This is a genomic window from Algoriphagus resistens (assembly GCF_001442615.1).
Taxonomy (GTDB): Bacteria; Bacteroidota; Bacteroidia; order Cytophagales; family Cyclobacteriaceae; genus Algoriphagus; species Algoriphagus resistens.
This window is the reverse complement of record NZ_LMXN01000022.1, coordinates 41,176-63,758: the sequence shown is the minus strand read 5'-3', so window position 1 is coordinate 63,758 and position 22,583 is coordinate 41,176. Positions and strand designations below refer to the sequence as shown.

Genomic DNA, 22,583 nt, shown 5'->3' with positions numbered 1-22,583 from the left:
GTCAGCTCCACCCTCAGGCCTGGTGATGGTGGTGCAGTTAATATGAGTTTGGTATTCGTAAGCTCCATAGTCAAGGATACCATTAAATACCCGGTTCCTTTCATCTAGGTCATTTGATGCTCCAGCGGGAGTACCGGATATGTCGTTATATAGATTAATATTACCGGCATCACGGGCCGGACTGCCGGACTGTAGCCTATAATTGCCATTTGAACTGTCAACAAATAGGGGATTGACATTAATAAGATTATTTGTGCCTTCTGAAAATGCTTTGACAATATTTCTTCTAATGTCTAATACTGTAGCCTCTGTATTGAGTGTGCTAGAAGCAATGTCAGGATCTAATGAACCCTTAGGCGAATTATTAAAAAAAATACTATTGTAAATAAAAACATGTCCAGGCGAGAATGAATAAGAATGATAGGTAACTGCTGTATTGTTGTTGTTGACAAAAGTTGAATTGGATATTTCAAGCTTGTCTCTTGTCGAAATAGCTCCTCCCTCATCACTTGCGCTATTGTTGACAAATAAGCTATTCGTAATCCGGATTATTGATCCGGAATTGTCATAAATTGCACCGCCTCTTTGCCCGGTATGATTATCCTCAAACTCGCAGTTTTCAATTATTACCGGATAGCCCCATGTATATATAGCTCCGCCAGGTCTATGTGAAGAATTATTCCTGAATACCGTGTTTTTAATGGTTAACCCATCTGTCCAATTATGAATAGCCCCGCCACCATTGGAATCATGCGGGTAGCTTTGAAATCTGTTGTTGTCAAAAGTGCAATTCTCAATTAGTGTATTATCGCCATGGCGGTTGTACACTGCTCCTGCACCCCTGTCTCCTTCGGAAACATTATTTAGGAAGGTGCAATTCCGGATAATACTATTGTCTGCTGACCAAACATATATCGCACCTCCCCCTTTATTACCATCACCAGGATCTTCCAATCCTATATAACCGTTTCTGAAAGTAACTCCATCTATAGTGAAGTCGTCTCTGTCAAGGTAAAGTATCCTTGTACTATTCTGCCCATCGAGGATAGTCTTGTTGTTTTCGAAATTTCTCTGATTTCGGGTGGACTCTGTTCCCCTAAACCCACCGTATACACTTATGTCTGTACTTGGAAGTGTCAATTCCTCATCCAGCGTATATACACCGCGGCGAAGCCACAATTCTGAATTTTCGGAAGCATTATCCAGTGCATCGTAGATATTACTTGCCTGTGCCCAGGTTGAGCCGTTTCCATTCCCATTAGGACTGACGTATATTACTTGGGCCAGAGAGGATGCATAGGTAAAAAAGGTTAAAAACAACAAAGAATAATAGCTGCGATAATAGCCACATAATACTGCCTTGAGGTGTTTTAAGATGCAGAAATATCTTAGCGAGAAACCTGGATTCCATGTAAGGTCTGTACAATGCATATTCATATTATAATGAAGGCGGGAGATAACGATAACTAAATAGTTAGAGGTTTGTCCGGGCTCAAATGATCGATAGATTAACTGCCTGATTCTGATAAACCCAAAATTCGCCCTGAGAGCTTCTATGAGAGGGAAGCTTCGATTTGATGTTGTTGAATGGCAAAAATAGTTGAGCTGTTGTAGGCAAACTAGCCTGATACATCTACAAAAGTCCTACGCAAGGGTGTTGAAGCGTCTACAAATTGTCTACAATTCCTATGTACTTTAATTGTAATCCTATACTGTAGTTCTAAGTTTATAGGTTGACAAAATTCCTAATGCCTTATACAATGATTTACACTTTGGGAGGCTAAAGCGGGAAATTCTTATCCTGACAATACATGCAGAGGAAAAGAAGAAACTTGTAGAAAGTTTAAAGGCTAAGTTAGCTTCTTTGGGCAGAAAAGATCCACTATGCCTTCAGATGGAGTGATTGGCTTTTAGGAATTCAGCAATTAATATAGCTTACAGGAATAGTGAATCTGATATTGCAGGTATATTGCCAGAATTGGATTCTGGATTCCATCGTTTTGTTTTTTGAATTTTTAACGACTACTTTTGCCATCGTAAATAACAAAATGGGCACATTTCTCACTATACGCTTCGGCACTACGCCACCTTGATTTTTTAAGTTCCATTTTAGTGGACTGGCCTTTTCTCTATTTCCCTATAAGTAATATGTTTTCCGATATCCGTTCTCCATTGTGGTGGATATTGTTCTTACATACCTATTCCTATTCATTATATGAAAAAATACTTTAATTTATTTGATTTCAGTCAGCGTGTTGACTACAAAACCGAAGTCCTGTCTGGGCTTACCGTAGCCATGGCTCTTGTGCCCGAGGCTGTAGCATTCGCTTTGATTGCGGGACTCTCTCCTTTGACAGGTCTTTATGCCGCATTTGTGATGGGATTGGTCACCGCCATTTTGGGCGGGAGACCGGGTATGATCTCGGGGGCTACGGGAGCAATAGCTGTTGTTATCGTATCACTGGCGGTCTCCCACGGAGTGGAATATGTATTTGCGGCAGTAATTTTATCCGGATTAATCCAAATTCTGGCAGGCTCACTTCGGTTGGGCAAACTCATGCGACTGGTTCCCCATCCGGTAATATTCGGATTTGTAAACGGACTGGCCATTATCATTTTTATGTCCCAGTTAGACCAGTTTAAGGGAGCTGATGGAAACTGGCTAAACGGAACATCCCTTTATATTCTTTTGGGACTTGTGCTGCTTACAATGCTGATTATCTGGGGTCTTCCAAAACTTACTAAGGCAGTACCAGCGTCACTTGTAGCGATTTTGGTAGTATTTGGATTAGTTGCTGTCCTGAAAATCGACACAAGGACAGTAGGTGATATTGCAAGCATAAAAGGTGGATTTCCTCCCTTTCACATCCCCGGTATCCCGTTAACTTTGGAGGCCCTTCTTCTGATTCTGCCATATTCAGCTATTATGGCGGGTGTGGGGCTGATAGAAAGTCTTTTGACACTTAATATCGTAGATGAGATCACCGAAACGCGCGGGAGAAGTAATAAAGAGGCTGTTGCACAGGGTATTGCTAATGTTACCTCTGGATTCTTTTCTGGAATGGGCGGTTGCGCGATGATTGGCCAGAGTCTGATCAACGTATCAAATGGAGCGCGTGCCAGACTTTCTGGGATAGTGGCTGCAGTGATGCTTTTGGTGTTTATTGTTTTTGGTTCCGGCCTAATTGAGCAGGTCCCTATGGCAGCACTGACCGGTCTTATGATAATGGTGGCTATAGGAACCTTTGAATGGGCAAGTATCAAGACTATCACCAAGATGCCACAAAAGGATGTTTTCCTGATGTTTCTTGTGACTATTATAACTGCTATTATGCATAATCTGGCTCTTGCTGTTTTGACAGGCGTAATCTTGGCTGCCCTTTTCTTTGCATGGGACAATGCAAAACGTATCCGTGCGCGCAAACATGTGGATGAAAATGGAATCAAGCATTACGAAATCTTTGGCCCTTTGTTTTTTGCTTCTGTCTCGGCATTTAATGAGAAGTTTGATGTGCTAAATGATCCGGATGAAGTGATCATAGATTTTGCAGAAAGCAGAGTGGTGGATATGTCAGCCATCGAAGCGCTCAACAAAATCACCGAGCGTTATATGAAGGTGGGAAAAAAAGTACATCTACGGCATCTAAGTCCTGATTGTAAGAGGTTGTTGGCCAAAGCGGATGAGATTCTTGAAATCAATATCCTGGAAGATCCTAGTTATAAGGTGGTTACCGATAATCTCGCATAAAACTCAGGTTGAATACTACCTAAACCTATTGTAGGCGTCCGGCTCTGTTTAACCTAGCAGACCGGACGCAATTATTTTATTTTCCTACAGGTATTCTTGGACAGGCCTCAGACAAAATCAATTCTACAAGAAAATTTTCACACCCTCCTCGAAAGCCCCAGTGTTCTTTTGCGGTTACTATTTCGATTATACAAAAGCCGGAATTCCGGTAATCTCTTGCCCTAAAATCAACAGGTGGATATCGTGTGTACCTTCATAGGTGATCACCGATTCCAGATTCATCATATGACGCATAATCGGATATTCACCCGTGATTCCCATTCCTCCATGGATTTGTCTAGCTTCTCTTGCTATGTTTAGCGCCATTTCCACATTGTTTCGTTTAGCCATGGAGATGTGAACCGTCTTGGCTTTGCCCTCATTCATCATCTTGCCAACTTTCCAGGCTAACAGTTGTGCTTTTGTTATTTCTGTGAGCATTTCTGAAAGCTTCTTCTGCACCAGTTGAAAACTTGCGATAGGTTTGCCGAATTGGATTCGTTCAGCGGTATATTTTCTTGCAGACTCGTAGCAATCCATTGCAGCACCTATGGCACCCCAGGCTATTCCAAAACGGGCAGAATCCAGGCACATCAACGGAGCTCCAAGACCTGATTTGCCTGGAAGAAGATTTTCCTTAGGGACTTTTACATTATCAAAAACAAGTTCACCCGTGCATGAGGCCCGAAGTGACCATTTCCCATGGGTTTCCGGAGTACTAAAGCCTTCCATGCCCCGCTCTACGATCAAGCCGTGAATTCTGCCGGCTTCATCTTTCGCCCAAACCACCGCAATATCCGCCTGCGGCGAATTGGAGATCCACATTTTGGCGCCATTCAATAGATAATGATCACCTATATCTTTGAAATTGGTAACCATGCCGCTTGGGTTGGAGCCGTGGTCAGGTTCAGTAAGACCGAAGCAGCCCAGCATTTCTCCGGAAGCTAGTTTGGGCAAATACTTATTACGCTGCTCTTCTGAGCCAAACTTATAAATAGGGTACATCACCAGTGACCCTTGCACTGAAGCTGTCGAGCGCATGCCTGAATCGCCACGTTCTAACTCCTGCATAATCAATCCATAGGAAATATAATCCAATCCACCTGCGCCATATTGTTCGGGAATCTGTGGGCCAAAAGCTCCGACGTCCCCAAATTTTTTGACAATACCGGTGGGGAAATGTGCCTTCTGAGCCCAATCTTCAATGAATGGAGAAATCTCTTTTTTGACAAATTCGCGGATGGAAGTCCTGATCAATTTGTGCTCCTCGGTGAGCAGGTCATCAAGGTCTAAAAAATCAACACCATCGAAGGTATCTTGCTTCAAAGACTTCCGGATTTCAACTGACTCCATGTTATTTTTGGTTTATTAAGATGAATCTGTGACTTTTGTCGGGAATTTAAAAACCCTAGCTGATTCTAAGTAAATAGATCGCTGACGAAATTACTATCTTTTTATACTAAAAGCACAGATGCAAGAATCCGAATTTGATCCTAAGATATTAGAAAAAATAGAGCTGCTGGAGAAGAAATTCAAGGCTTCGGGACAGGATATGCTTTCTTACCTGGAAGGGTTGCAGTATGCCGATTATTTGGCCTATTGGGATTATATCAACTTGGATGTGTTGCTTTCACTGCAGCAGCCGAAGACCTCTTTTAAGGACGAAAAAATCTTTATTATCTATCATCAGATCACCGAATTGTATTTCAAGTTGATTATTTCTGAAATAGAGCAAATATCAGATAAACAGCCAATTAATGAGGTGTTTTTTAAAGCTAGGTTGGAACGGATCAATATGTATTTTGATCAGTTGATCAGCTCATTTGCTGTGATGTGGAAAGGAATGGAGCAGGAGCAATTTCTCAAATTCCGAATGTCATTGCTTCCTGCGAGTGGTTTTCAAAGTGCTCAATATCGTGAAATTGAATTGATGGCCACAGATGCTTTTAACCTTGTTGCTTTAAATAAACGTACTGATCCTGATTTCCATACACCTACAGATGAGATTTTTGAAAATCTGTATTGGCAGCAGGGGGCAATCGAATTGGCAACCGGTGAAAAAACGCTTACACTAAAGAACTTTGAAGCGAAATACCGTAAGAAATTGATGGATCTGATGGATGCATACAGACGCAAAAATTTATGGCAGCGCTATATAGATATTCCAAATCCTTCAGAAGAATTAACGGAGGCGATGAAGCAATTTGATTTGAAGGCAAATGTGTTTTGGCCACTTGCGCATTATAAGTCAGCCGTCCGTTTTCTGCAAAAAGATCCTATGGATATAGCTGCGACAGGGGGTACCAACTGGCAGAAATATTTGCCTCCGCGCTTTCAGAAGGTTATTTTCTATCCTGAATTATGGACAGAACACGAAAGAGAAGAATGGGGCAAAGGCTGGGTAGTGAAGGAAATTTTTGGGGAAGAATAGCTTTTTTGGGGTAGCAAAACGTTAGATACAAGTAGTTAGCTATTGTACTATGTAGGATTTCGGTTTATCCTGAATGAGACAAAAGCAATAGAATTAGTGCCAGGCTATATCATCAAGGGTAGGTCGGTCACCCGTCTTCGGTTACTGGTCTTATTTCGGATAATTCGCTTTCACAAATGCCTCCGCATTATTGTAACAAAAGTCGTCTACAAGGGCTTCTGTATCTTCCCGTGATGTGAGATGGGCAAGATGTTTGGCAGTTGGGTCTTTCCGCGCTTGTTCTATTTCAAAAATGAGATTATTTGAAAAAAGCTCAAATTCCAATACCGTAGGATAATGGTCAATTGGGTCGATTAAGCCTTCAAAATCAGTACCTAATGTCATGCACTTCCAGATCTTGGTCTTTTCCACGTCAGTGAGGTTGGGATTGTTATAAGCAGCCTTTGCAATTCCTTCAATATTATCCCATAGAAGTTCAATCCCATTTCGTCTGGATTTTTTATTCTTTTTGGTAATTCCAAGAATGCGTTGATCAAATGAAAGTCCGAAAAGCCCATCTGTCTTCACGATCATCTCAATATCCTCTTCACAGACATTGATATTCCAGGCATTGAATTTCTCAGTATCGTCACAGTAGTCATCTTTTTCTTTATGAAAGCAATCTATATGGTCCTGTAAGGACTGGATACCGGAAAATCCACAATGCGATGCTATTACAGGAATTTTATCTCCTTTTGCAAGACAAGGCCGAACGATTTGATCGTAGAATTCCTTTCTGCCACAAGCACTCATATGCTTGACATCAATGAGAATTCTGTATCCAAATTTAGGGTCTTTTTCGAGGTTTTTGTCCAGACCTAATAACTCCAACACAATCCTTTTCCCATGATCGGTAAAGCCTGTGTTCATATTATGTGCTTGATCCAATAGGATTTTCCCTTTGTCAGGAATAGAGTGGGCATGTCCACAAAGATTGTTGTTGAAGTGATGGGAAAAAGTGATAAAGAAGACAGGGACTTGCCAGTCATTTTTGATTTCCTGAATTCTTTTTGAGATTTCCGCAATTGAAATTTTTTCTTTTTCCAAAAGATCTGTTCCCAGTGCATGCGACCCCTCGATGGTAAGAATCATCGTAATTTCATCGTCTTTCTGCAAAGATTCTTCTAATGTGACTTTGGAGTCCGGAATCAAATAGCGGACATTCTCCGCCCAAAGTTCATTTCTGAATTTGGTTGCCCGCTTCTTTTCATTTTCAAAAATTCTCCGCAAAACACCCGAAGTATGGATTTTATTGCATGCAATTGTTTTCCCTGAATCCATGAGCACAAATTCAAATTCCCGCTTCAGAGATTCCCAATAATCATATTTTTTGGATTGTACATAATTCACTGTTTTGCGGGGAATGCGCATGTAAAAAGTCTGAATCAGATCACGGAGCGGTAATTTGTGATGGGTACTTACTCCGATTGCAATATTCAACAAATCAACTGAGTTGATTTTTTTCAAGCCCAGAACAAACTCCCGCTCAAGCGGATATAAAGAATTGAATGTTAATCGTACATTTCCATTCCAGGCTTTCACCAAATCACACTGACTATACGAAGCCCCCATTTTGCCTTTTACATACCCTGTTCTATTGGAAGAAATTACTGTCCAGGGACTGAATTCATCCTTTTTCTCGTAAATCCCCCTTTTTTCCTGCATATGTAGATGTGCCCGCATGTGATTGTGACAGTGCAAATCCGAAAATTTCCTTTTCATATGATTATAATTTGTCTTTTAAGGGCCATATGGAATCTCGCATGCATTATAATCATCCCAGTGTGTGACGTTTTCGTCATGCTCGATTTCATCTGTTTATATTTTGGTTTTTATTGGTAACATGGAATCTCGCATTCCGGATAATCATCCCTCTGTGGGTTACCTGTAACATGCCCGATTCCATCGCCTAAAAATTTAGAAAAATAGAAAGTAGAATTGTGACTTAATTTCCTGATTATTAGGATAAAATGCAACTAGTCCTTAGGTTGAATTCTTAAATTCCAGATTGACTATAGGTTATTAAATAAAGAAGTTTGATAAATGATCAATCGAAAATTGGATTAATTCGCATTTTTAAGAAATCAAGCTTTAACAGACCCGAAACATACAAACCATGTTTAATAGACGAGATTTTATCAAAACACTAGGCCTTACTTCGGTAGGATATTTTGGCCTTCAGGAAACACTTTTAGCAAATCCGCAGAAGCAGGCCGGAAACAGGGCTTTTAAACCCATTAGAATAAGGGGAAGAGTGGCGAATGAGGGAAAAGGTATTGCTCAAGTGGCAGTTTCAGATGGCCGTTCTGTTGTATTGACAAATTCATCAGGGGAATTTGATTTGGTTTCAGGTTCTGACCGTGACTTTGTATTTATTTCCACACCCTCCGGTTTTGAGATAAAAAAGCTTGCAAATGGTTCTGCTGATTTTTTTCAAAGAATAGATAAAGCAAAAACAGATCAGGCTATTGGGTTTGATCTCATGAAGTCTAGGTCAAGTGACGGGAATCATCATTTCTTATTACTTTCCGATACACAGATCCAAAATGAGTTTGAAGCTAACCAACTGCTGACAATAGCCGCTCCGGACGTGCAGCAGACGATCAGATCACTCAATGATCCAAACCTCTTTGGGATTGGATGTGGGGACTTGGTTTTTGACCATCTTGAATTGTTTAAGGAATACAACCAGAGCGTAAAAATGTATGACACACCGTTTTTCCAGGTGATCGGAAACCATGATATGGATTTAGGGGTCAGGTCGGATGCATTAAGCAATCAGACATTTAGCAGCCACTTTGGCCCAACTTATTATTCATGGAACAGAGGAGAAGTGCATTACGTGGTATTGGATGATGTTTTTTATATAGGCAATAAGTACATAGGTTACATTGGAGAGGAGCAATTGGCTTGGCTAGAACAGGATCTGGCTCATGTGGAAAAGGGAAAAACAATAGTAATAGCCCTTCACATTCCGACATACACAGGTGCAGTGACCCGCTATCCGGATAGAGATACTATTGGAGGCACAGTCAGCAACCGGGATCATTTATATAAGGTTTTGGAGGGATATAATGCACATTTGCTCTCAGGACATACCCATTTCAATGATAATATGATCATGGGGCATGTATATGAACATTGTCATGGTACTGTCTGCGGAGCCTGGTGGTCAGGGCCTATTTGCTATGATGGCACCCCAAATGGTTATGCTGTCTATGAGGCTAAAGGCTCTGAGCTGAAATGGCAGTATAAAGGCACTGGTATGGACATCAATGAGCAGTTCAGAGTTTATGACAAAGGATATCATAGGGATTTTCCTGACCGGATGAGTTTGAATTGTTGGAATTATGATCCTGCATGGGAGATTTCCTGGTTTGAAGACGGTGTCAAGAAGGGTGTTCCTGAGAAGATTATGGCCGTAGACCCTTTAAGTGTGGAATTGCATCTGGGCCCTCAGCTTCCTCAGCGAAGGGAGTGGGTAGAGCCTCAGTTAAATGATCACATGTTCTTTTTTAACCCTGGGTCAAAGGAGAATTTGGTAGTAGAAGTGAAGGACAGATTCGGAAATGTTTACGCTAAAAAAATCTAAGAATCTCAATTTTTAATGTAATTGACAGCCTTCTATTTCTGATTTTCAAATTTTACTGGCATCTTGGAGTGATTGGTCAATCCATCTCAACAGTATGATGCATGAGTAAGAAAAATCAAACAGCAGAGGTCAGTATAGTCCGCAGCCTTTTCACATTGGCCTGGCCGATTATTATGGCCAATATCCTGCAAACGGCCTATCAGTTAATTGATACGTTCTGGTTGGGAAGGCTAGGTGCCAACGCAGTGGCCGCGGTAAGTATAAGTTTCCCGATATTGTTTTTGGTGCTCTCTTTGGGTGCGGGATTGACATTGGCCGGAACGGTGATCGTATCCCAGTACAAAGGTGCCAATGACTCCAAAATGATTGATTTTACAGCTTCGCAAACTGTCGTTATTGTCTTTTTAATTTCAATTTTTCTGGCTTTTCTTGGGTTTGTGGCTGCATCTCCATTGATGAATCTGGTAGGGGCAGGACCGGAGATATTAAATGACTCGGTCACTTACTTTCAAGTTTCATCCTTTGGGTTTGTATTTCTGTTTATGTTTTTTGTTTTCCAATCTTTGATGAGAGGAATCGGTAATGTGCTGTTGCCCATGTATATCGTATTGGGAACGGTGATTTTAAACCTGGTGCTTGATCCCTTATTTATTTTTGGATACGGAAGCATTGAAGGATATGGTGTGGCAGGTGCAGCTATCGCCAGCATCATCACCCAGGGTTTGTCAGCAGCAGCCGGCCTGTATATTTTATTCAGGGGAAAACAGGGAATAAAGATCAGGTTGCGTTGCATGAAACTTGAGTTCCGCTGGGTGAAAAGGATGTTTGAATTGGGAATACCTGCCAGTCTGGAGCAATCCTCACGGGCAGCAGCAATGACTGTGATGGTGATGCTGGTGACCAGCTATGGAAGTGAAGTAGTGGCTGCCTATGGAATAGGGGCCAGGATTCTAAGTTTGGTTATAGTACCGTCCATCGGTATGGGTATAGCTACCACTACCTTGGTAGGCCAGAACATAGGGGCAGGACAAATTAAGCGAGCTGAAAAAATAGGTGATCTAAGCACAAGAATGGCCTTTTTTGGTCTTACTGCGATAGGATTGATCTTATTTTTGTTCGCAGAAACCCTGACAGCTTTCTTTGTTCCAAATGATCCCCAGGTCATAAAAGATGGTGCCAAGTTCATCAAAATTATGAGTTTAAGCTTTGGGCTTTTGGGGGTGCAGCAAGTGCTCAACGGAGTATTTAACGGAACCCGTTTTACCCAGGCCTCCATGCTTATTTCCATCTTTAGTCTTTGGATAGTTCGTTTTCCGGTCGCTTTCATCCTTTCAAACAAAACAGAGCTGAGCTTCGAGGGTATTTGGTGGGCATTTCCGATTTCCAACTTAGTCGCTGCGTTGGTTGCATTTTCCTATTACAAAACCGGCTATTGGAAAATCCGGACCTTTAGGAATAGAAATGAGTGGATGGAATCGGGCCTAGGATAAAAACCTGCACTAATTCAAGTTATGCGGATCGAGCATGTTGAAAACGATATATACTGGGATGATAATAATACATGCGAGATTCCATGTGACCTTCAAAAGACAAATTACCATCATATGAAATCGACACGATTAAAATCATCATTAAAACACACAGGGCAATGGTTATTTTAATCGTCAAAGATTCCATCTGACCATCTTAAAACAATTATTAACAGATGAAATCGAGCATGACTCAAGAGTCACACACTGAGATGATTATAATGCACGCGAGATTCCATATGGCCCTTAAAAGACAAATTATAATCATATGAAATCGAGCATGACTCAAGAGTCACACACTGGGATGATTATAATGCACGCGAGATTCCATATGGCGCTTAAAAGACAAATTATAATCATATGAAAATACACTATTGCAAAGACTATCAGGAAATGTCACTACTTGGAGCAGAGCTGGTGCATGCTGAGCTTGAGATGAAGCCGGACCTGCTTTTTTGCGCAGCCAGTGGGAATTCTCCGGCTGGGCTATATGAATTGATGGTTGAAAAACATCAACATTCACATGGGTTTTTCGACTGGATGAAAGTGATCAAGCTTGATGAATGGGTAGGGTTGAGCAATGGATCAACTTTTACATCCGAGTATGATATTCAACAAAAGCTTCTCAAAAAGCTGGGGATTAATGAAAACCGGTACATTTCATTTGAAGTAGAAACTCCGGATCCGGAAGCTGAATGCAGAAGAATTCAGGATTTGGTAGAGACTTCCCATGGGATAGATATTTGTATTCTAGGTATTGGGATCAACGGGCACATCGCCTTAAATGAACCTTCAGAATATCTTCAGCCCACTTGCCATGTTGCCAAACTACATGCTGTAACCTTGGCAAGCGGGATGATTGAGAATGTTGGAATACCGCTGACGCATGGTATGACGATGGGGATTGGAAATATTTTAGACTCGAAAATGGTCATTCTCTTTATTACCGGAAAAGGGAAAAAGCAAGCACTGGATTTGCTGCTAGAAGGAAAAATAAGAACTGATTTACCTGCATCCCTACTTTGGCTACATCAGAATGCACATGTGATTGTGGATAGGAGGTCAATGGGCTGAATGAATAGGAAGGAAAGAGGCAAAAAGCGACAAAATGTGTCTGATATGCGTTTGATAATTCTTTATTAACCCGGAGCGTTTTCCAATCATTGGAAATTTCACTTTATTCGACCTTCAAAATTTTTCCTATTAACAATGACCTGGCAATTAATTAAAGATGCTCTTAAGGGCAAGGAGCAGGATTTTACCAGTCTTCCCCTTAAAACAGCCATTTTCGTATTAGCCATTCCTATGATTTTGGAGATGATGATGGAATCGGCTTTTGCTGTGGTGGATATCTTCTTTGTGGCAAAGCTCGGTGAGCACGCGATTGCAACGGTAGGCTTGACAGAATCTGTGGTTGTACTGGTTTATGCGATGGGGTTTGGTATCAGTATGGCTGCTACGGCATTGATATCAAGGAGATTCGGTGAAAAAGAATACAAAGAGGCTGGGGCGGCTGCTTTTCAACTCTTAATCGTGGGAGGGGTGATTTCAATTATCCTTGGAATATTGGGTTGGGTATTCGCTCCGGATATTTTGGGGTTGATGGGAGCAGAGGCAAAGGTGATCGAAACCGGAGTCAGTTATACAAGGATTATTTTTGCTGGCAATACGGCAATTATGCTCTTATTTCTCTTAAATGGGGCGTTCCGAGGAGCAGGTCAGGCACATCATGCTATGCGTTCACTTTGGATTGCCAATGGATTGAATATGGTTTTGGATCCGGTTCTGATTTTTGGGATTGGAAACTGGGCAGGCTTTGGACTGGAGGGAGCTGCGATAGCTACGACTTTTGGTAGAGGAGTTGGCGTTGTGTACCAATTATACCATCTGTTTAATGGCAAGCATAAGCTGCAAATCCTTAAGGAAAATATTGTGATTTCTTGGGAAATTATCAAGAAAATCATGGAGATCGCGGTAGGCGGTATGGGACAATTCCTTATCGATTCTGTTTCATGGATAGCGCTAACCCGAATGAATGCCGAGTTTGGATCAGCATCATTGGCAGGCTTTACAATTGCATTTAGGATATTGATTTTCACTCTTTTACCTGCATGGGGTTTATCTGGCGCTGCATCCACATTGGTTGGTCAAAATCTGGGAGCCAAACAACCAGGCCGGGCTGAAAAAGCAGTTTGGCTGACCACCAGATACACCGTGATTTTCATGGCTTCGGTGACAGGCATTTATTTATTGTTCAATCAGGAGCTGGCAGGTTTCTTTACTGATATTCCAGAGGTTCAGGCAGTGGCAGCCCAAGGTCTTTGGGTTGTTGTTCTGGGCTATGTTTTCTTTGCCGTAGGCATGGTGCTGACCCAGGCATTTAATGGGGCAGGAGACACCAAAACCCCAGCTTGGATTAATATCGGGGTGCTTTGGTTTATCGAGATTCCGTTGGCTTACCTACTCGCATTTACATTTGGTTTGGCTCATCTGGGGATATTTATTTCGATTTCATTTAGCCACAGTTTTCATTCCTTGGTAGCTCTTTATTTCTTCAGAAAGGGCAAATGGAAGCTAAAGGAAGTCTAATCAATAGACTTCAAATCATAATTTACTAACTTAAATGCCTGTAAATAACCAGGGTTATTGTGAGGATATCCGAGATAGCTATTCTAGAAAAAGTAATGGAAACTTTGAGGAGTGCCGGGGTTTCGCCCATCCCGGACAGCAATCTTTTGCTTGAGAGAATAAGTACCAAAATGCATGAAATTCAATCAATGAAAACTCAAACCGGAATATCTGGTCCTACGAAAGTCAATGAGAGTTATTCTCCGGTTTGCTTTGCGAGGGGTGATGAAGTTCAGCAAGAGTATAAAATTGAGTTAATGCAGGGGATTGATGAACATATTGATCAATTGGTTAGGGATTTAGAATTGTGAATTTCTTATAAATTTTACCATAAAATAGACTTATACACAACCATTATAAACCCATAACACTATGACAACTTTAAACACGTATTTGACCTTTGAGGGGAATTGTGAAAATGCCTTCAATTTTTATCGCTCAGTTTTTGGAGGCGAGTTTGCTCATGTAGGTAGATTTTCTGACATGCTAGATGATCCTAATTATCCGGTTGCAGATGAGGTTCGAAATCAAATCATGCACATTAGTTTGCCAATCAGCAAAGAATGTGTACTGATGGGAAGTGATACAGGGGGACACGGCGGTCCACTGACTTTCGGTAATAATTTCTCTATTTCTATAAGTACCGATTCTAAGGAAAAAGCGGATACTTTTTTTGAAAAGCTATCTGCTGACGGGAAAGTGACGATGCCTATGGATAATACGTTCTGGGGTGATTATTTCGGAATGCTCACGGATAAATTTGGAATAAACTGGATGATTGGTTTTAATGAAGCAGCTTCTCAGAGTTGATATGAAATCGGAAGGCAAGAATTTGTCGTGATAGATAGCAGTTTAAAGACGGCATTGGTTTAGGTTCAAGCTTGCCTACCGATACTTTAGGCAGGTATGAAGACTTGAATTACGTATAGCATTTAAACAGGCGGGAAATTCAATTCCCGCCTGATTTTGATTTGTATCAGAACTAATTTCTAAATCCACCGTTCTCATGACCCGGACGGTGGCTTTAGGTATACACAGAGATCCAGCTTCTGGAGAGGGAGGACAACTTTAAGCAAATACGTCCTTTGCGACACCTTTAGGCTCCCTTTGAATAAAGACTTCTCTAAAAAAAGCTAATTTTGATTCTTCAACCAAGATCCAGGACCTTCGATGACCAATAATGATGTAGCCCGTAGCCTTCGCTACACGTTTGATTTCAATGATTTTACGATGATAGAAATCATCAAATCAGGTGGGGAGTCGGTAGATCGGGAACTGGTGGCCAACTGGCTTAAGCGGGACGATGATCCGGAGTTTGAAGAAATGTACGATAAGGAATTGGCGACTTTCTTGAATGGCTTTATTATCCTCAAGCGAGGCAAAAAAGACGGAGTGCAGCCCGTGGCGGAGAAAAGACTGAACAACAATATTATCCTACGCAAGCTTAAGATAGCGTTAAATTTAAAAGACGAGGATATTTTGGGTATTTTGGAGTCAGTAGACAGAAAGATCAGCAAGCATGAATTGAGCGCTTTTTTCAGAAAGCCAGGCCAAGCCCAATTCCGTCCGTGCAAGGATCAGATTTTGAGGAATTTTCTAAAGGGATTACAGCAAAAATACAGACCTACAGAATAGATCACCTAGTCTTCAACAAATACATCTACGACTCTTCCCACTTCACCGGTATCGAGCATTACTTTAATCCCGTGCGGATGCGTGGGAGAGGAGGTCAGAATTCTCTTTACAAAGCCTTCTGTAAGTTCACCTGTTCGCTGATGGTGCTTCTGCACGATTGTGACCTCACTGTCGATTTGTATATTTTTTCGGATGGTGCCGGTGAGCGTTTTCTTTTCCATTGGAGTCGGTTGATTCGAGATTACAATTTACTTCAGATATGCTTTTAAAAAACTGTTTTTGGATTGTAGCAATCTGAATTTACTATCCGTATTGGGTAAGATTTTGATTTTCTTTTGTTTAAACCGAAATTCTCCTCAGATAAATCAATTTATTATGAAGGTAAAACTACTTACTCTGTTCGCTCTTGGATTATTTTTTTTTAGTTGCACTACTGAAGAGGATATCGACCCGGAGGTATTGACTCAGAGTCAATGGATGAATGTAGTTGAGGGTACCACTGCAGATCGACCGTATGAGCATGTATTTTCCATTGAATTTGAACCAAATGGAAAAGTGTATTCCGAATCCTTTTTCAGAGACTTGGAAACAAATTAATTGATTGGATTTCGAGAATATTTAACCGGAAGCTTTCAAATCATTAACGGAAATATAGTGGTGTCTATACTAGAACTTTATACGATCCAAGGGAGTGATGATATGTATCTAGGCAAAGAGGAGCTAAGTATAGTCGATGGAGAAAATCTGTCTAGAGTATTTGTGCTTAGAAATAAGAACACGGAGCTTCATACCATTATGCCACCCTTATCGAGCTCGTTGGGAATGATTTATTATAGGGTAGATTAAAAATGTTTTGTTTTTAGCTTAAAAAAAGAGGCAGTTTTCTTACTTAGAATCTGCCCCTTTATAGTTGGTTTATTTTCAAAACTCTTTTCAATTTTCCTGCGGGATATTGAAAAGAAGAACTATCAAATCCTTAGGCGTATGCACAGTACCGAGTTTTTCATCTTGGAAAATGATCTGCAGCTGATACTCTAGCTCGAATATCAGTCCGTTTATAAACACAGGATCCATACGAAGTTGCTCAATAAAGTCAGCATTTTTATGCTGGCCGATTAAGGTAATACCATACGAGTGGAAGACTTCGATGGCTTTTTTCAGTAGTGTAAATTGTTGGTTCATAGTAGTAGTCTTTTAGGTAAAAAGAAAAATTCAATAGGTTATTTTATACTTGCCGTCTTGAAGAACACTAAATCAAATACTTAGTTCCAAAGTACTAGATAAAAACGTTATTACTTTTCAATTCGCTACAGACGAACTAAAAATTAACAATTAATAGGATTGTTAATTTTTCTAACCAACCATCTGACAGTTAGTGATGTCTGTGGCTTTTGGTGAGGTGACAGGGAGTGGGATTTGACGGATCAATTCTTCCTTTAGCCGTATAACTAGAAAACCTCAATGGCCTTTTGATAGGGAGACATGCAGGTCATAGGATCATAATTTTGGTGGAAGTAGTTTGTACATGACAGGAGTGACAATTCGTGAAAGGACAGTAGAGCTGATTAGTCCGCCAATCAAAACTATCGCAAGTGGAGAGATGAGTGGGTTTGTAGAAATCGCAATCGGGATCAATCCGCCGATTGCGGTGACCGTGGTAAGTACGATAGGCAAAAAGCGGACTTCTCCAGCCTCGCGAATAGCTTCATTGAGTGCTTTTCCTTCCAATCGTAATTGATTTGTGAAATCCACCAGCAAAATTGATGTCTTGACTTCGATCCCCGCAAGAGCAATCAGACCGATTATTGCAACAAAGGATAAAGAGTTTCCCGTCACCCAAAGTGCAACTAGTGCCCCGACCATGCCCAGCGGAATGACTGACAGTACAATAATGGTGCTTTTAAATGTTTTGAATAGCAAAATTAATACTGCGATAAATAGGAAAACTGTGACAATTATTACGGTGTTAAATCCCGCAAAGGATTCTTGTCTGGTTTCATATTCTCCTCCCATGGTAAAACTATAGCCGTCGGGTAGATCCATTTTCTCCATTCTGGAGATTACCTCACTGATCACTCGGTCATTGAGATAATTAGGATCTACGAAAGCAGATAGAGAGACTGATCTGATTTTATTATAATGGTCTATGGAAAGATTACTGCTTTCTAATTGGAGATTTGCTACCTGCGAAAGCGGGATCCCAGCTCCTTGCTGATTATTGATATGCAAGCCATTGAAATTTGCCAAGGTCGCTTTTGCTACCCGTGGGCTTGTGATGATAATGTCCCGCTCAGATCCAAGCTCATCAGTAAATGAGCCCAGGTTCAATCCTGCAATGGCCAGTCTCACCGTTCGGTCAATATCTGCGATATTGATTCCCAGTTGCCGTGCCTGATCCTTTTGGATTTCTACCCTAATGTCTGTTTTGAGATTGGCAATGGGATTGTTGATATACAGTGTCCCTTCGGTGTTTTTGAGCAGGGTCTCCACTTGAGTGGCCAGATTGCGGAGCGTATCAAGATTCTCCCCGCTAATCCTTACTTCCACCGGAGCCGTTACCGGAGGACCCTGTTCGAAGTTTTTCACCTCTATTTTTGCGCCTGCATAGTCGATGAATTTACTTTTCAATTCTTCGATTAAAGCCATTTTTTGGGGAGGAGTAGTTGCCGGATTCAGCTGTACAAAGATTTGTGCATAGTCTGTCCGCTCGTTTTCTGGGATTTCATTATAATAAATCCTTGGATTTCCTTTTCCTACATTGGTGGAGAAATTCATCATTTCCGGAATCTGGCTGAGTTCAGCTTCCACTTCTCTGGCCACCAGGTCTGTGGTGGCCAGATTGGATTGCAGTGGGGTAGTGATATTGATCAGGAATTGCGGTTTTTCGGATGGGGGAAAAAGGCTAAAACCTATAATTGGAAATAGAACAAGTGAAACTGCGAATATGCTACCTGCAATTGCCAATGTGCGGGCAGGCTTATTCAATGCTTTTTCCAAAATAGGGGCATAGCTATTATGTATGGCTTTTTGAACGAATAGTAAAACGCGATTTTCATTGTCGCCATGCTCCTTTAGAATCCTGGAGGCCAGAAAGGGGATAATCGTGAGTGATACCAACATCGAGGCTAACACACTCATAATTACCGCCAGCGGAAGACTCCTGATAAAATCTCCGGAACCTTCGGGCAGGAAAACCAGTGGCATAAAGGCTATGATCAACGTAATTGTACAGCCGACCACGGAAACAGAAATCTGTTTGGTGGCCAAAAGTGCAGAATCCATTCTGGAATGGCCCTCACGGATCCACCGTTCAATATTTTCCACTACCACAATGCTATCATCCACTAAAAGACCCAGGGCAACTACCAAGCCCACGATACTTAGCTGATTGAGGCCGAATCCGAATGCATTCAGAAGCACCAAGCCTATGGCAAGGGAAAGGGGGATAGAGATCATTACTATCAGAGATGCCCGGTTTCCTAGCGGTAAAAGAGTGATAAATACCAATCCAATTGCAATTAGAAAATCTGTTCCTAATCCGCTTAGACGTCTGTTTACATAGTCTGCTTGATCAAAAGCAGTTACCAGGGCAATATTTTCCGGCAGTTCAGCTCTGAAAGATTCCAGTACAGGAAGGTACTTTTCCTGCAGGGTGGATATATTGTTCCCCTCTTTCATTGCAGCAGTGATGAATAGGGATCGATAGCCATTTAGCCGGGTTAGATGCTTTTGGTCTTCAAAGTCATTATGGACAGTTGCTATGTCTTTAAGTGCGATGTTTTTTCCCTGGTAAGAAAATATGATCGTCTCAGCAATTTCGGCTGCGGTAGTATAATTCCCGCTTGTCTTCACATTGAAGGTCTTGGTGCCAGCTTCTACCGATCCACCCGGAATATTTGCAAGTTCACTTTGGATGCTCCCTATGATGGCATTGACGGGAATATTCATTTCTGAGATTTTATCCAAACTCAACTCGATACGGACGATTTGATCTGGAATCCCATGGATTTCCACTTTTTTCAACTCGTTGATTTTCTCCAGAACATCCTGAAGCCTGTCCGCGTAGCGTTTCATTTGCTCCTTAGAAGCATTTTCTGAGATCATAGCAAGCTGCAATATATTCACATCGGACGGCCTGACTTTTCTGATTTCTATGCTATAAATATCCTGTGGGAGTTCAGGACGAAGAGAATTTACCTCCCTTACCAATTCTTGGTACTTCTCATTGACATCTTCGTTGTAGTTGTATTCCACGAAGATCACTGCCACCCCGTCCTGTATCTCTGTTTTTATCCGTTTAATGTCCTCCAGCCCGTAAATCACCTTTTCCAATGGATCTACCACCAGCTCCTCCATATCTTCCGGGCTGGCCCCCGGATAGACTACCACAACAGGAAACTGAGGAGCTTCTATCACAGGATCCTCACTACGCGGCATATTGAAAAATGTAGTTAAACCGACCGCCACGGTCATCAGAAAAATGATTAACGTAAACTGGTAATTTTTAACAGCAAAATCTGATATTTTCATTAGTTCTGGATTTTGATTTGGGACTGGTCAGTGAGGTAGGCAGAGCCCGAAATGATCAAATGGGGATATCCTGCAAGGCCTTCGGTTACCTGGACTGATTGGGGGGAGATTTTTCCCAGCTTGACAGATACTTTTTCAGCTGTTTTTTTGTCTTTGGATACAAAGACATAGCCCTGATCTCCTTGGGCATCGAGAAGTGACTCGTAGGGGATTTCCCAGGCCTCTATTTGATTACTTGGGAAAATAGTAGCTCTGCCAAACATGCCGGAAGCCAATTTTATCTCTCCGGGATTGTCAGGGGAAATCTCTATCCAAAAGGCCCCGGTGGCCGGGTCAGCAGCTTGGCTCTTGCGAACAATTTTTCCTGAAAAACTTCTGTTTTCTTCTGTGTCTGTTGTCAGGCTAGCGGAGTCTCCAAGAGATATAGAAGACCAGTTTTGATCGTTTACACTGGTCCGAAAAACCCAAGCATCAGCATTGTTCCCGTTGATCTGCAAAACAGGTGCCCCGGAAGTGACCTGCTGCCCTTCGTTCACAAATTTTGTCAGGACAAACCCGCTTTGATTTGCTCTAATCTGTGAATATTCAAGATTAAATGCTGCAGCTTTGACTTGTTGCTCTGCTATCCCTAGCGCTGTTTCAGAATTTTGCTTTTGTTCCAATGTGGCTACACTGTCTGTATAAAGCCTGGCCACTCGTTCAAAATCTCTTTTTGCTTTCTCCAGCCCGATTTTAGATTGGTCTAATCCTGACTGGATCTCGGTCAGGTTCAGGGTCGCGAGCAATTGTCCCTTCACTACTTTCTCCCCTTCTTCAACATTGATTTTAGAAATAATTCCCCCAACTTTAAAGGAGAGAATGGTTTCATTTTTGGTGGTAAAATTGCCACTGGTAGGTATCGGAATAGAATAGCTGCCTTTTTCAAGGGGTTGTATGTTTACCGGGATTACTTCTCCTTTGGAGGGAAGGAGACTTTTGGTCTCCGCCTGGCTGCAGCTGTAAGCTATTCCTGCCAGCAAAAGAACGGAGAAGAGGTTTGTGAAATTTTTCATAGTTAGTATGTATCTGTGAGCAGTTGTCTTTCGAGTGTGGCCTGTGCTTTTAAGAGTGCATAGGCCGTAATCGTTTTTTGTAATTCAGCTTGCGTGTATTGGTTTCTGGCATCTATAAATTCTATCAGGGAATTGGTGCCTTCTTTGAATCCCCGATTGACTAATCTGAGGTAAGTGCCCGAGGATTCGGTCTTCTTCTCAGCTGAGCGATAAGTGGCTTCACTTGTCTTCAATTGGTTTTTTGCAAGTTTGAGATCAAGGGTTAGCTTGTTTTCTGTGAGGCTTTGCTGTACAGCTATATTTTCTAAACCCAGCTGTGAACGCTGTATCTGGGTTCTGTTCCTCCCTCCCTGGAAAATGGGAATGGATAGATTCAGCCCAAAAAACAGGTATGCCGTGTTTTGGCTGCTGAATTCGAAATTGAAAGCCTGGCTTCCTAGATCAGCAAACGTACTAAGTCTGGGGATCCAGTAGTTTTTGCTTGATTTCAATTGGGTTTCCTGAATGGAATGCAGAGTGGCAAGCTGCAAAAGTTCAGGTCTGGACGAGAGGTTTTCTTCCTGTGTGAGACTTCTGATCAATTCCCAATCGAGCGGTTGTTCTTCGAAAATAAGCTCTGTTTCCAATGGTCTGTTGAGGAGGAAATTGAGGTAATAACTTGCGTTCTTTTGTCTGTTCCCGGCTTCAATCAACAAGGCATTTATATTTTCAACTTCGCTCTCGGCACGTAATACTGATGCAGGAAGCCCCCTGCCATTTTCGAGAAGCGATTGGTTGTCTCTTAAGTTCTGGACGACCAGTTCTTTGGAACTTTTGATCACATCTATGGCCATGTGGGCGGTGCAATAGTCGAAATAGGCAAGTTTGATGTCCTGGATAAGTGTTGCTTTGTAGATAGCCAGCTCGTATTGGGATACTTGTACCTGTTTTTCGCGCATGTCTTTTTGATAGGATAGATCTGGATTGATGAGTGGCATGCTCACCCTGAATCTCGCATCGTAAAAGTTGTTGGCCAGGAAGTTCACGTTGACATTTTCCAACTGTGAAAACTGCTGGGACTGAGTCAGCTCATTTAATGTGCTGTATACATTGTTGAGCAGATCCCCGACCGGGAAATCGATCGTGCGTCCTCCTGTTGCCAGCGTGTAGCTCGCTCCAAATTCCACCGCTGGTATAAAGAAACTTTTGGCATCTTTCAGGGCCAGAATGCTTTGCTCTATCGAAATATTCTTTTCCTTCAGAACCAGATTGTTTTCAATCCCAAGCTGGATGTATTCTTTCAAAATCTCCTGGGCAGGCAAAGAATAGCTCATTAATAAGCCAAGTGGGATTAGTAAAATACTAGTCTTGATTTTCATTT

The 22,583-nt window shown here is 41.7% G+C and carries 19 protein-coding genes; 11 read left to right on the top strand and 8 right to left on the bottom strand.

Translation table 11 applies throughout. The features are described 5' to 3' along the window. Window positions 1-1,320, bottom strand: a 1,320-nt coding sequence (locus AS141_RS24610) for a right-handed parallel beta-helix repeat-containing protein (protein WP_198293614.1), incomplete at its 3' end; no start/stop codon positions are given. 895 nt (window positions 1,321-2,215) lie between these two features. Between AS141_RS24610 and AS141_RS24605 the strand changes: the two genes are divergently transcribed. Continuing rightward, the gene (locus AS141_RS24605; RefSeq protein ID WP_057940374.1) at window positions 2,216-3,748 is read left to right on the top strand and encodes a SulP family inorganic anion transporter; all 1,533 of its coding nucleotides are present in this window, start codon (window positions 2,216-2,218) and stop codon (window positions 3,746-3,748) included. A 186-nt stretch (window positions 3,749-3,934) separates the two neighbouring features. On the opposite strand, the gene AS141_RS24600 is transcribed toward AS141_RS24605, so the two are convergent. Further along, window positions 3,935-5,140 carry an acyl-CoA dehydrogenase family protein gene (locus tag AS141_RS24600; protein WP_057940373.1) on the bottom strand — a complete coding sequence of 402 codons (1,206 nt, stop codon included), beginning with the start codon at window positions 5,138-5,140 and terminating at the stop codon, window positions 3,935-3,937. 118 nt (window positions 5,141-5,258) lie between these two features. Here AS141_RS24600 and AS141_RS24595 point away from each other — a divergent pair, with 118 nt between their 5' ends. After that, window positions 5,259-6,218, top strand: a complete 960-nt coding sequence (locus AS141_RS24595) for a tryptophan 2,3-dioxygenase family protein (RefSeq protein ID WP_057940372.1) — start codon at window positions 5,259-5,261, stop codon at window positions 6,216-6,218. A 150-nt stretch (window positions 6,219-6,368) separates the two neighbouring features. Here the strand turns inward: AS141_RS24595 and AS141_RS24590 are convergent, their stop codons facing one another. Further along, window positions 6,369-7,979 carry an amidohydrolase family protein gene (locus tag AS141_RS24590; RefSeq protein WP_157243585.1) on the bottom strand — a complete coding sequence of 537 codons (1,611 nt, stop codon included), beginning with the start codon at window positions 7,977-7,979 and terminating at the stop codon, window positions 6,369-6,371. A gap of 394 nt (window positions 7,980-8,373) precedes the next feature. On the opposite strand from AS141_RS24590, the gene AS141_RS24585 reads away from it, so the two are divergent. From AS141_RS24585 to AS141_RS24555, 7 genes are all read left to right on the top strand, one after another. Next, window positions 8,374-9,849: a calcineurin-like phosphoesterase C-terminal domain-containing protein gene (locus AS141_RS24585; protein ID WP_057940370.1), complete on the top strand. Its 1,476-nt coding sequence runs from the start codon at window positions 8,374-8,376 to the stop codon at window positions 9,847-9,849. A gap of 101 nt (window positions 9,850-9,950) precedes the next feature. Further along, window positions 9,951-11,339, top strand: a complete 1,389-nt coding sequence (locus AS141_RS24580; protein ID WP_057940369.1) for an MATE family efflux transporter — start codon at window positions 9,951-9,953, stop codon at window positions 11,337-11,339. Window positions 11,340-11,738: 399 nt separating this feature from the next. Next, entirely contained in the window at window positions 11,739-12,452 is a 714-nt protein-coding gene (locus AS141_RS24575) for a 6-phosphogluconolactonase (RefSeq protein ID WP_057940368.1), read from the top strand. Between the two features lie 135 nt (window positions 12,453-12,587). Then, window positions 12,588-13,967 (top strand): MATE family efflux transporter, encoded by a 1,380-nt coding sequence (locus tag AS141_RS24570; RefSeq protein WP_057940367.1) that lies wholly within the window; start codon window positions 12,588-12,590, stop codon window positions 13,965-13,967. 188 nt (window positions 13,968-14,155) lie between these two features. Continuing rightward, the gene (locus AS141_RS26735) at window positions 14,156-14,317 is read left to right on the top strand and encodes a hypothetical protein (protein ID WP_157243584.1); all 162 of its coding nucleotides are present in this window, start codon (window positions 14,156-14,158) and stop codon (window positions 14,315-14,317) included. A gap of 61 nt (window positions 14,318-14,378) precedes the next feature. Next, window positions 14,379-14,816, top strand: a complete 438-nt coding sequence (locus AS141_RS24560) for a VOC family protein (RefSeq protein WP_057940365.1) — start codon at window positions 14,379-14,381, stop codon at window positions 14,814-14,816. Window positions 14,817-15,176: 360 nt separating this feature from the next. Continuing rightward, window positions 15,177-15,641: a YehS family protein gene (locus AS141_RS24555; RefSeq protein WP_057940364.1), complete on the top strand. Its 465-nt coding sequence runs from the start codon at window positions 15,177-15,179 to the stop codon at window positions 15,639-15,641. A gap of 5 nt (window positions 15,642-15,646) precedes the next feature. Here AS141_RS24555 and AS141_RS24550 read toward each other — a convergent pair whose 3' ends face one another. Further along, a complete protein-coding gene (locus AS141_RS24550) occupies window positions 15,647-15,862 on the bottom strand; it encodes a YwbE family protein (RefSeq protein WP_057940363.1) in 216 nt (71 codons plus the stop codon). A gap of 154 nt (window positions 15,863-16,016) precedes the next feature. Between AS141_RS24550 and AS141_RS24545 the strand changes: the two genes are divergently transcribed. Continuing rightward, window positions 16,017-16,238 (top strand): hypothetical protein, encoded by a 222-nt coding sequence (locus tag AS141_RS24545; RefSeq protein WP_057940362.1) that lies wholly within the window; start codon window positions 16,017-16,019, stop codon window positions 16,236-16,238. Then, window positions 16,239-16,487: a hypothetical protein gene (locus tag AS141_RS24540; protein WP_057940361.1), complete on the top strand. Its 249-nt coding sequence runs from the start codon at window positions 16,239-16,241 to the stop codon at window positions 16,485-16,487. It abuts the gene before it with no gap. Between the two features lie 87 nt (window positions 16,488-16,574). Here the strand turns inward: AS141_RS24540 and AS141_RS24535 are convergent, their stop codons facing one another. The 4 genes from AS141_RS24535 to AS141_RS24520 form a co-directional block, all read right to left on the bottom strand. Continuing rightward, on the bottom strand, window positions 16,575-16,823 hold the full coding sequence (locus AS141_RS24535; RefSeq protein ID WP_057940360.1) for a hypothetical protein: 249 nt from the start codon (window positions 16,821-16,823) through the stop codon (window positions 16,575-16,577). 315 nt (window positions 16,824-17,138) lie between these two features. Then, window positions 17,139-20,171: an efflux RND transporter permease subunit gene (locus tag AS141_RS24530; RefSeq protein ID WP_057940359.1), complete on the bottom strand. Its 3,033-nt coding sequence runs from the start codon at window positions 20,169-20,171 to the stop codon at window positions 17,139-17,141. Further along, window positions 20,171-21,223 (bottom strand): efflux RND transporter periplasmic adaptor subunit, encoded by a 1,053-nt coding sequence (locus AS141_RS24525; RefSeq protein ID WP_057940358.1) that lies wholly within the window; start codon window positions 21,221-21,223, stop codon window positions 20,171-20,173. Before AS141_RS24525 ends, AS141_RS24530 begins: the two co-directional genes overlap by 1 nt. Window positions 21,224-21,225: 2 nt before the next feature. Then, window positions 21,226-22,581 carry a TolC family protein gene (locus tag AS141_RS24520; RefSeq protein WP_057940357.1) on the bottom strand — a complete coding sequence of 452 codons (1,356 nt, stop codon included), beginning with the start codon at window positions 22,579-22,581 and terminating at the stop codon, window positions 21,226-21,228. Window positions 22,582-22,583 lie beyond the last annotated feature (2 nt).